General features: G+C 71.3%; 10 protein-coding genes. 3 read left to right on the top strand and 7 right to left on the bottom strand.

The genetic code is table 11. The annotated features are described in order from the left end of the window. The first annotated feature begins 45 nt into the window (after positions 1-45). Positions 46-702 (top strand): response regulator transcription factor, encoded by a 657-nt coding sequence (locus tag AB1578_18835; GenBank protein MEW6489951.1) that lies wholly within the window; start codon positions 46-48, stop codon positions 700-702. Between the two features lie 239 nt (positions 703-941). On the opposite strand, the gene AB1578_18830 is transcribed toward AB1578_18835, so the two are convergent. The 3 genes from AB1578_18830 to AB1578_18820 all read right to left on the bottom strand — a co-directional run bounded on the left by AB1578_18830 (position 942) and on the right by AB1578_18820 (position 3,022). Beyond that, the gene (locus AB1578_18830; GenBank protein MEW6489950.1) at positions 942-1,211 is read right to left on the bottom strand and encodes a hypothetical protein; all 270 of its coding nucleotides are present in this window, start codon (positions 1,209-1,211) and stop codon (positions 942-944) included. Positions 1,212-1,247: 36 nt separating this feature from the next. Next, on the bottom strand, positions 1,248-1,706 hold the full coding sequence (locus AB1578_18825; protein ID MEW6489949.1) for a hypothetical protein: 459 nt from the start codon (positions 1,704-1,706) through the stop codon (positions 1,248-1,250). Positions 1,707-1,888: 182 nt separating this feature from the next. After that, positions 1,889-3,022, bottom strand: coding sequence for a redoxin family protein (locus tag AB1578_18820; GenBank protein ID MEW6489948.1), 1,134 nt, complete (start codon positions 3,020-3,022; stop codon positions 1,889-1,891). A gap of 98 nt (positions 3,023-3,120) precedes the next feature. Between AB1578_18820 and AB1578_18815 the strand changes: the two genes are divergently transcribed. After that, positions 3,121-4,293: a CaiB/BaiF CoA-transferase family protein gene (locus AB1578_18815; GenBank protein MEW6489947.1), complete on the top strand. Its 1,173-nt coding sequence runs from the start codon at positions 3,121-3,123 to the stop codon at positions 4,291-4,293. Here AB1578_18815 and wecB read toward each other — a convergent pair. The 3 genes from wecB to upp form a co-directional block, all read right to left on the bottom strand. Beyond that, positions 4,242-5,423 carry a UDP-N-acetylglucosamine 2-epimerase (non-hydrolyzing) gene (gene wecB / locus AB1578_18810; GenBank protein MEW6489946.1) on the bottom strand — a complete coding sequence of 394 codons (1,182 nt, stop codon included), beginning with the start codon at positions 5,421-5,423 and terminating at the stop codon, positions 4,242-4,244. The genes AB1578_18815 and wecB overlap by 52 nt on opposite strands. Positions 5,424-5,637: 214 nt before the next feature. Further along, positions 5,638-6,864, bottom strand: coding sequence for a uracil-xanthine permease family protein (locus AB1578_18805; GenBank protein ID MEW6489945.1), 1,227 nt, complete (start codon positions 6,862-6,864; stop codon positions 5,638-5,640). A gap of 170 nt (positions 6,865-7,034) precedes the next feature. Further along, entirely contained in the window at positions 7,035-7,661 is a 627-nt protein-coding gene (upp, locus tag AB1578_18800) for a uracil phosphoribosyltransferase (protein ID MEW6489944.1), read from the bottom strand. A gap of 239 nt (positions 7,662-7,900) precedes the next feature. Here upp and AB1578_18795 point away from each other — a divergent pair, with 239 nt between their 5' ends. Continuing rightward, the gene (locus AB1578_18795; GenBank protein MEW6489943.1) at positions 7,901-9,031 is read left to right on the top strand and encodes a polysaccharide deacetylase family protein; all 1,131 of its coding nucleotides are present in this window, start codon (positions 7,901-7,903) and stop codon (positions 9,029-9,031) included. Positions 9,032-9,255: 224 nt separating this feature from the next. On the opposite strand, the gene AB1578_18790 is transcribed toward AB1578_18795, so the two are convergent. Further along, positions 9,256-9,714 (bottom strand): EVE domain-containing protein, encoded by a 459-nt coding sequence (locus AB1578_18790; GenBank protein MEW6489942.1) that lies wholly within the window; start codon positions 9,712-9,714, stop codon positions 9,256-9,258. Positions 9,715-9,752: the final 38 nt, after the last annotated feature.

The following is a 9,752-nucleotide window of genomic DNA, read 5'->3' as shown; positions in this document are numbered from 1 at the left end:
GCCTCGAGGGATCCCTCCAGACGGGCCAGACGGGCGTGGAGTGCGATGGGTACCCGATACCGGGCGTTGGTGGTGGAGGACCACACGATCCTGCGGGACGGGTTGCGCGCCATCTTGACGGCGGGGGGGGACGTGGAGGTGGTGGGGGAGGCCGCCGACGGGCTCGAGGCGATCCGCTGTGCCGTGTCCTTGCAGCCCGACGTGGTGCTGCTCGACCTCTCCATGCCCCGCATGAACGGTCTCGACGCCATCCGCGACATCAAGCGAAGCTCGGCGAAGACGCGGGTGCTGGTGCTCACCGTCCACCAGACCGAGGAGTACGTGTACGCGGCGCTCCAGGCCGGGGCCGACGGCTACGTGCTCAAGGACGCCACCTCCGCCGAGCTGGCCACCGCCGTGCGGCGGGTGCTGGAGGGGCACCGGTACCTGAGCTCCCAGATCTCGGCCAAGGTGATCGACGGCTACCTGGGGGGCAAGACAGACCCCGGGGCCCGCATGCCCTTCGACGACCTCAGCCAGCGGGAACGGGAGGTCTTGAAGCTGGTGGCCGAGGGCTACAAGAACCGGGAGATCGGCGACGTCTTGTGCATCAGCCCCAAGACCGTGGAGAAGCACCGGGCCAGCCTGATGCGGAAGCTCGGCCGCCACGACGTGGCAGGGCTCACGGCCTACGCGCTGGAAAAGGGGCTGGTGACGAGGTGACGGGGAAAGGGCGTCTCACGCAACGGCGCGACGGCGCAACGAGAGTTCAAGGTGTCCTTCCACGCAAAGCTGCCCTGGGTGCCAACCAGACCTGCTCACGTTTGAGACCAGACCCGGACCGCTTCTGTCCCGATCCGATACTCCCCTCGTTTTCGTTGCGTCGCTGCGCCGTTGCGTGAGACGGGGTTTCGCCTTTGTGGGAGACGGGTCGCGCCGTTGCGTGAGACCGGTGGTTTCGCTCAGCGCCCGTGGTTGGCCGTGAGGTAGCCGATGATGGCCCGGGCCTCCTCGTCGGTGACGGGGGCGCCGTTGACGTTCTTCATGCGCAGCACGGTCTTTTCCCAGCCCTCCCGGTCCTTCTTCTTCGCGGTCGCCCGGTCGAAGGGGTGGCAGATGCTGCACTTCTGCTCGAAGAGTGCCTTGACCTCACCGGTGCCCTGGGCCCCGGCGGCACCCCACATACCCAGGCTCAGTGCGCCCGCCAGCCCGGCGAGCCAAAACTTCCGCATGGTGTTCTCCTCGCGTTGGGGCCCGAGCCCGGGCCGTCATCCTCCAAAGGCAGCCTTCTTCTGGGTCGCCTTGCGCCACCCCTGGTCGTAGAAGCGCCGCTCCCGCTCCACGGCCCACTTCTTGAGGGCCTCGAACTGGGCTCGGGTGTCTCCGGCGGTGCGCTTGGCGATCTCGGCGCGCTCGGTGGAGCGCTGGACGTTGTCCTCGGGGCTGAACCCGACCCAGGTGACGTACTCCTCGTCGAAGACCTTCTCGGCGGTCACCCCGTCGGGGGTCATCTCCATGCGCGGGGCAAACGCCCGCAGCACCTCGGGGTCGAGCTCCAGGATCCACCCGTTGTCCTCCACCATCGACACGGGGTCGACCTCTACGGTGGCGCTGCACTGGGGACAGTACACCTCGCGCACCGCAGCCTCGTCGAGGACCATCTTGCCGAAGAAGATCTCGGAGGTGCGCTGCCCGCAGGTGCAGGTTCTACGATAGCTCTGGCACATGTCGGTTCCTTTCCGGGAAGAGTGGGGCCGCAATATAACGCGCCGGTTCTCCGGCGCAACTCCCTGTAGTCAAACTTTTCTCCTTGAATCCCCTCGCCCCCGATGGGAGAGGGGCCTGGGGCGAGGGTGATCGTGCTGGGTTGCATCCCTCGGACTGACCAAAGGTCATGGACAGCTCAGGCTCAGGGGTCCCGAGAGCGCAGGTCCAGGAGGCGAAGCAGCACCGCTTCCCGGTCCGACCAGCGCGCGTCGGGGGAGACGTCCGGGTCCAGGTACGCGCCCACGTCGATCTCCAGGGGCACACCCCCCAGGGGCCAGGCCTCGAGGCGCCGCAACACTTCCTCCGCGCCGTGCGGGTCTCCCCGGCCCGCCCGGGCCAAACCCAGGGCCACCAGGCCCCGGGGGCGGGGCTCCGGCGCGTCCAAGAGGGGAAGGAGTTCCTCGATCGCTTCCTCCTCGCGTCCCACGCTCAGGAGGGCGACCCCCAGGGCCTCGCGAAACGCGGGCTCCCCGTGGCTCCGGGCGCGCAGGGCCTCGAGGCGGCCGTCTGCGTCGGCGCCCGCCCGGCTCCGGCCGGCGAGGAACACGCCGACGGCTTGGGCCACGGCAAAATCCGGGTCGGCAGAGCCGGCCCGGTCCACGACCTCCAGCGCCCGGGCCGGCATGCCCCGCTCGAAGAGGCGCTGCCCCTGGCGAAACAAGGGGCCCGCCGCGCCCTTGGGTTGGTGGCGTACCTCCAGGGGGCGCCGCACCGCCACCGGAGGGGACCAGATGCCCAGCCCCTTCTCGACCAGCTCCGGCAGGGCCTCCCGGGCCTCGGCGGGAAAGCCGGGGTAGAACCCGGCCAGGCGGCCGTCCCGCCCCACGTAGATGCTCGTGGGCAGGGCCATGACGCCGAACGCATCGAAGGCGTCGAGGCCCGGGTCGAAGTGGGTGGGCCACGGAAGCCCCCAACCGCCGTAGAGCCGGCCGAGGGCCTGCATCTCGTCCCCGCCCAGCGCCTCGCGCTCGGCGTTGACCGGGAGGACCCGGAGCCCGTGGGGGCGATACCGCTCGCCCAGGCCTGCCAGGTAGGCCAGGATCTCGCTCGAACGGGGGTTCCAGGAGGCCCAGAAGACGACGAGGGCGCCCTTCTCCCCCAGGTGCGCCGAGAGGGGCGCAGGCGTGCCTCCTTCCGCAACGAGCGCGGGATCGGGCGCGGCGTCTCCGGCAGCCAGGTGCCGCAGCGCGTGGGCGGGCGCCGGTACACCCAGGCCCCCGAAGAGAGCGGCCAGGAGGGCGAACCTGCCGAGGTGTCTGACAAGACGAACGTCCAACGTGCGCCTCCGGGCGGAGAGAGGGTTGCCACGGATGTGCAGACGCAACAGAATAGCCGAATTCCACCCGAATGGAACCATTCTTCTCGGAGGCCGACATGCCCGGTGCGCTCGACGGACTGCGGGTCCTGGATCTCTCCCGGTTGCTCCCCGGCCCCTTCGCGACCCAGGTGCTCGCCGACTTCGGGGCCGAGGTGGTGAAGGTGGAGGAGCCCGGCCGGGGTGACTATCTGCGGGAGTTCGCCCCCCTGCGTAAGGGGGAGAGCCTGTTCTTCCTCAATCTGAACCGCAACAAGCGCAGCCTCGCGCTGGACTTGAAGAAGCCGGAGGGCCGCGAGGTCTTTCTGCGGCTCGCCGCCGGGGCCGACGTGGTGGTGGAGTCGTTCCGGCCGGGGGTCATGGACAAGCTGGGCGTGGGCTACGAGGTGCTGCGGCGGGGGAACCCGCGCCTGGTGTACTGCGCCGTCACCGGCTACGGGCAGGACGGGCCCTTGAGCCGCCAGGCGGGCCACGACGTGAACTACCTGGGAATCGCCGGGGCCCTGGGCCTGGTGCGGGACGCCGGTGGCCGCCCCGTGGTCCCCGGGTTCCAGATCGCCGACGTGGGCGGCGGGGCGCTCACCGCCTGCCTGGGCATCCTGCTGGCCCTGCTGGCCCGGGAGCGCACAGGGAGGGGGCAGCTCGTGGACGCCGCGATGGTGGACGGGGTGGCACCCTGGCTCGTGTACCGGTGGGCCTTCCGGGGCGAAGAGGGGAACTCCCCGGGGCCGTGCCTCTCGGGGGAGTACCCCTGCTACGGGGTGTACGAGGCCGCCGACGGAAAGTGGCTGGCGGTGGGCGCCCTGGAGCCGGTGTTCTGGGAGCGGCTGTGCCGCCACCTGGGCCGCCCGGAGTGGGCGCCCTTGCAGTTCGCCCAGGGCGAGGCGCGCCTCGGGGTCCTCGAGGAGCTCCAGAGGGTGTTCCGCACCCGCTCGCGGGATGCCTGGGCCGCGGAGCTGGCGCCGGTGGACTGCTGCGTGACCCCGGTGCTGGAAATGGACGAGCTCGAAGACCACCCCTACTGGGCCGCGCGAAAGCTCGTGGAGCGCCTGCTGGTGCCCGGGGTGGGAGAGGTGTCGGCCCTGGCCGCTCCGGTCCGGCTGGGCGAGACCCCGGCAGCCCTGCGCACCGCACCGCCCCGCCTGGGGCAGCACACCGGCGAGCTGCTCTCCGAGGCGGGCTACTCCGAGGAGGAGCAAGGCCGACTGCGGGCCTCGGGGGCGGTGGGGTAACCCGCCTCGGCCAGGGCGGCCACGATGCGCTCGGCGGCCTTGCCGTCCCAGTGCTCGGGGATGCGGCCGGCCTTGCCGCCCCGGGCGAGCACCTCCCGGGCTTCGGCGACGATGCGGGCGGGATCGGTGCCCACGAGCACGTTGGTGCCCTCCCACAGGGTGACCGGGCGCTCGGTGTTCTCCCGCAGGGTGAGGCAGGGGATGCCGAGCGCGGTGGTCTCCTCCTGGAGCCCGCCCGAGTCGGTGAGCGCGAGGACCGCGTCCTTCCAGAGGTTGAGGAAGGCGTGGTAGCCCAGGGGATCGGTGACGTGGATGCCCGGGCCCAGGGGGCCGGCCGCGCCGGGGGCGAGCTCGCGCAGCGAGCCGTCGAGCCCGAACTGGGCCGCCATCTTGCGGGTGCGGGGGTGGATGGGGAAGACCAGCGGCAGGGTTCGGGCGATCTCGCCGAGGGCCCCGAGGATGCCCGCGAAGGTCTCGCGCACGTCCACGTTGCTGGGCCGGTGGAGGGTGACGACCCCGTAGCGGTCGCCGGGGACGACCAGGGGCTCGGGGCGCACCTCGGGCAGCCGGCGCACCTGTCGGAGCAGGGTGTCGATCATCACGTTGCCCACGAAGCGGATCTTCTCCGGGGGCACCCCTTCGGCCCGCAGGTTCTCGTCCGCGTCGCGGCTGGTGGTGAAGAGCAGATCCGCCACCGCATCGGTCACCAGGCGGTTGATCTCCTCGGGCATGGAGCGGTCGCGGCTGCGAAGCCCCGCCTCCACGTGGCACACCCGGATGCCGAGCTTGGAGGCAACCAGGGTCGCCGCCAGGGTGGAGTTCACGTCGCCCACCACCAGGACCCAGTCGGGGGTCTCCGCCACGCACACCTCCTCGAAGCGCAGCATCACCTGGGCCGTCTGCACGGCGTGGGAGCCCGAGCCGACCCCCAGATCCACGTGGGGCCGGGGGATCTGGAGGTCGCGGAAGAAGGCGTCGTACATCTTCTCGTCGTAGTGCTGGCCGGTGTGGACGAGGCGGTAGGCCATGGGCAACCCGGGGCGGGAGCGGTTCCACGCCTCCAGCGCGTCCACGATGGGCGCGATCTTCATGAAGTTGGGCCGCGCCCCCACCACGAGCAGGATCTTCATCTGCGTTCTTCTCCGGTGCGGTCGTATCCGTCTGGCGCCGGGAATCGGTGGTCCCGGGCAGTTGGGCGGGAGTATCCGCCACGAAGGCACCAAGGCACCAGCAACGCCCGGTTCGCGCGCCCGGCGTTCGCGCCCAGGGTTGCCGGGAGCCCCGCACGAACTTGGCATCTCTTCGTGGCTACGTGTCTTTGTGGCGGTCTTCCGAGAATCGCGGTCACAGGTCCGAAAACTCGTCGGCCTGCTCGGGGCCGTCCACCACGTGGCTCGCGGTGGCCTCCCGGGGCGCTCCGGGGAGGAGCAGGTTCAGGAGCACCCCCACCACCCCGCTCAGGCCGATGCCCCCCAGGCGAAAGCTCCCGGCCTCGAGGGTCGCGCCGCCGATTCCCACGATCAGCACCACGGCGATAATGGTGAGGTTTCGCGTCGCGCCGAGGTCGGGCCGCGCGGTGACCAGCGTGCGCACGCCCACGGCCGCGATCATCCCGAACAGCAGGATCAGGATGCCCCCCATGACCGGCGCGGGGATGGTCTTGAGCAGCGCCCCGAGCTTGGCCACGAAGGCGAGCAGGATGGCCGTGACGGCCCCGATGGCCATGAGGTGGGGGCGGTAGACCTTGATGAGCGCCAGGGCCCCGGTCACCTCGGAGTAGGTGGTATTGGGTGGCCCGCCGAAAAGGGCCGCCGCCGAGGTGGCCAGGCCGTCGGAGAACATGGTACGGTGCAGGCCCGGGCGGGCGGCGAAATCCTTGCCCGCCACCTTGCCGATGGCGTAGATGTCGCCGATGTGCTCGATCATGGGGGCGATGGCTACCGGTACCATGAAGAGCATGGCCTCCCAGCGAAACGCGGGGAAGGTGAAGGCGGGCACCGCCAGCCAGGCCGCCTCCCGCACGGGCGCGAAGTCCACCAGCCCGGCGAGGAGCGCCGCCCCGTAGCCCACCACCGCCGCCCCCAGGATGGGGATCAGGCGCAGCATCCCCCGGCCGTACACGGCGAGGCCGATGGCGGTGGCGAGGCTCAGGAGCGCCAGGAGCCAGTTCTGCTTGGACATGTCCACCGCCACCGGCGCCAGCGCCAGCCCGATGTTCATGATGACCGGCCCCACCACCACCGAGGGCAGGAGCCGCTCGATGAACCCCACGCCCCGGGCCCGGATCACCAGGGCCATGCCCATGTGCAGGAAGCCCGCGGCAAAGAGCCCCCCCAGGGCCACCGGGATGCCCCACTGGTCGCGCGCCGCCGCGATCGGCGCGATGAACGCAAAGGAACTGCCCAGGAACACCGGCACTTCCCGCCGGGTGATGAAGTAGAAGAGCAGCGTCCCGACCCCGGCCGTAAAGAGCGCCACCGAGGGGTCGAGCCCCGTGAGGAGCGGCACCAGGGTCAGCGCCCCGAAGGCCACGAAGAGCATCTGGACGCCGAGGATCAGGTCTCGAAGCATGGTGTCTGCTCGTTGCGCGTTGCGCGTGGCACGTTGTTGGTTGTGGGTGGCGCGTCGTAATTGGCGCATTGTCCGTTAGAGTTGCGGCACCCGCCTCGGCGTCTCGGGCAAGAACCAACGTGCAACAACCGACTTCCAACAAGCAACTCGCCACATGCAACGCGCAGCTCCTACTTTGTCCCAAACAACCGATCTCCCGCGTCTCCCAGCCCCGGCAGGATGTAGCCCTGGTCGTTGAGGCGCTGGTCGAGGCTGGCGGCGAAGATCTGCACGTCGGGGAAGGCCGCCTCCATGCGGGCCACGCCTTCCGGAGCGGCTACCAGGCACAGCACCCGCACGTCGGGGCACCGGGCTTCGCGCAGGAGGCGCACGGCCGCCACCAGGGAGTTGCCCGTGGCGAGCATGGGGTCGAGGATGAAGGCCAGGCGCTCCGAGATGTCGGTGGAGAGCTTCTGGTAGTAGTGCACGGGCTCCAGGGTCTCTTCGTTGCGGTAGAGGCCCACCACGTTGACCCGGGCCGCGGGGACCAGGTCGAGCACCCCCTGGAGCATCCCGATGCCCGCGCGCAGGATCGGCACCACCGCCACCTTCTTGCCCGAGATCTTGTCCACCTCCACCGGCCCGGCCCACCCCTGCACCTGCACCTTCTCGGTCTCCAGGCCCCGGAAGGCCTCGTAGGTGAGGAGCGCGGTGATCTCCCGGGTGAGGTCCCGAAACTTCGAGGTGCTCGTATCGACGCGCCGCAAGAGCCCGAGCTTGTGGCGCACCAAAGGGTGGTCGACGACGTGGAGGGGCACGGGGTTCCTCCTCGGGAAACGGAGCGCCGGCAGCGCAAATGCCCGGGTCCGGGCGAGCGCAGGAAACCTATCACGGAAGAGCGGCCGGCGAGAAGAGGAAGCGGGGGCCACCAGCCACAACCTGGGTGGCAAGCGGTCTCACCTGGCGTCTCGCCCGGGCGAGGGTTTGACAGGGGCGGGGACGGCCGGACAAAATCCGGTGGGTTCTCGGAAGATTCGTCCGGAAGGGAGGCGCGTGCGTGGGTCGAGAGGCCTGGAATCCCCTGTCTTCGGTCTGGCGCGGGGCGCTCGCGGGGGGCCTGCTTGCCCTGGGGCTTGCCCTGGCTCTTCGAGCGCCCGGCGCGGCGGCGGGCCTGATCCCCGCGAACGCTCCCGCCGAGCCGCCCCACGCCCGGGTGCTCCTGTACCACCGGGTGGGCGACACCCGCCATCCCTCCACCAACGTCTCCACCGAGGCCTTCCGGGCCCAGCTCCAGTGGCTGCGGGACAACGGCTTCACCGTGGTCTCCACGGAGCGCCTGGAGGCGTTCCTGCTCCGCGGGGAGCCCCTGCCGGAGCGGGCGGTGGCGATCCACTTCGACGACGGGTACCGCAGCGTGTACGAGAACGCCCTTCCCGTGCTGCGGGAGTTCGGCCATCCCTTTACCGTGCTGCTCCCCACCGAGGCCCTGGACCGGGGGTACCCGGACTACATGACCTGGGAGATGGTGGGCGAGCTGGCGGGGGCCGGCGCGAGCTTCGGCGCCCACGGCCACCGCCACCTGCGCCTGGGCGCCCCCGAGCAGGGGGAGCCGGCCGAGGCCTACGTGCGGCGGATTCGAGAAGAGCTGCGGGAGGGAGCCGAGCGCCTGAAGCGCCGGGGCATCGACGCCCGGTGGGTCGCGTACCCCTACGGGGAGTACAACGACACCGTGCTGCGCGAGGCCCGGGAGGCCGGCTTCGCCCTGGGGTTCTCCCAGGACGCCGGGGCCCTGGGCCGGGGCCACGATCCCTTGTGGCTGCCCCGCTTCGCGGTGGTGGGCACGGTGGCGGAGATGGCCACCTTTACCGAGCGGATGGGCTATCTGCCCCTGGTCCTGAGCGACCAGACACCCCCTGCGGGTCCGGTGCCGGGGGGCGCCCTGCCCGCCCGCCTCTCGGCGGCGGTAGCCGAACCCCACGAGTACCGGCCGGACACCGTCAACGTGTTCGTCAGCGAACTGGGGCGTCGGGAGAGCCGGTTCGATCCCGCCGGCGGCCGGATCGAGGCCCAGGGCGACGCCATCCTGAGCCGGCGGCTCAACCGGGTTCTGGTCACCCTTCGCCACGGCCCCACGGGGCGGTTCGCCCTGGGCTCCTGGCTTCTCGTCCATCCCGAGGGAGCGCCGTGACGCGACCCGGCCGGACACAGCCCACCACTGGGTGTCCCGGACCAGCGTAGGGGCGCACGGCGTGCGCCCGCGAGGGAGTGGCGGTCGTGCCTCGGGGCGGGCGCACGGCTGTGCGCCCCTACGGGCGAGACAGGCGGTTCGCCGACAACTTCGCCGTGACGCGAACCCACGGGGCTCGAAACGGAACCCAGGGTATCGCCGCCCGCTGGGGCGACTCGTCCCCGTCACCTCGAAGAGGGGTCACTGGGCCGACGGGGTGGGCGTGGACCCGCTGCGCCCGGCAGCCCTCCCAGGGCCAGCAGCCGCTTCCACTGCCCCTCGGTGAGGGGGACCACCGACAGGCGCGGCTGGCGAAGGAGCGGCGAGCCCGCGAACTCCGCCTCCGCCCGAAGCTCCCCCAGGGTCACCGGCCGCTCCAGCCAGCCCACGGGCACGAGCTCCACGGCCGCACAGCGGGGCTCCGCCGGGTCGGGGCGCGGGGGGGCCGCGACCTCGGCCACGCCCACGGCCGCCCGCTCCCGCCCGGTGTGGTACACCGCGGCGCGGTCCCCGGGCGCCATGGCCCCCAGGCCCGCCTGGGCCTGGGGGTTTCGCACCCCATCCCAGAGCCCCCTGCCCTCCCGCACCAGGTCGCCGAAGGAGTACTCCTCCGGCTCGGTCTTCAGCAGCCAGTAGCGCGCCATCTCCATCCTCCCTCGTCGTCGTCCAACCCCACGGCCTC

Source organism: Thermodesulfobacteriota bacterium (assembly GCA_040756475.1).
Taxonomy (GTDB): domain Bacteria; phylum Desulfobacterota; class Deferrisomatia; order Deferrisomatales; family JACRMM01; genus JBFLZB01.
Note: the sequence above shows the minus strand (reverse complement) of the source record. Positions and strands in the feature narration are given on the sequence as shown.

Excerpts from the sequence above, each read along its gene's own strand:
- wecB (MEW6489946.1), bottom strand. The coding sequence starts at position 5,423 with ATGAAGATCCTGCTCGTGGTGGGGGCGCGGCCCAACTTCATGAAGATC.
- AB1578_18815 (MEW6489947.1), top strand. The coding sequence starts at position 3,121 with ATGCCCGGTGCGCTCGACGGACTGCGGGTCCTGGATCTCTCCCGGTTG.
- AB1578_18790 (MEW6489942.1), bottom strand. The coding sequence starts at position 9,714 with ATGGCGCGCTACTGGCTGCTGAAGACCGAGCCGGAGGAGTACTCCTTC.
- AB1578_18805 (MEW6489945.1), bottom strand. The coding sequence starts at position 6,864 with ATGCTTCGAGACCTGATCCTCGGCGTCCAGATGCTCTTCGTGGCCTTC.
- AB1578_18825 (MEW6489949.1), bottom strand. The coding sequence starts at position 1,706 with ATGTGCCAGAGCTATCGTAGAACCTGCACCTGCGGGCAGCGCACCTCC.
- AB1578_18835 (MEW6489951.1), top strand. The coding sequence starts at position 46 with ATGGGTACCCGATACCGGGCGTTGGTGGTGGAGGACCACACGATCCTG.
- AB1578_18830 (MEW6489950.1), bottom strand. The coding sequence starts at position 1,211 with ATGCGGAAGTTTTGGCTCGCCGGGCTGGCGGGCGCACTGAGCCTGGGT.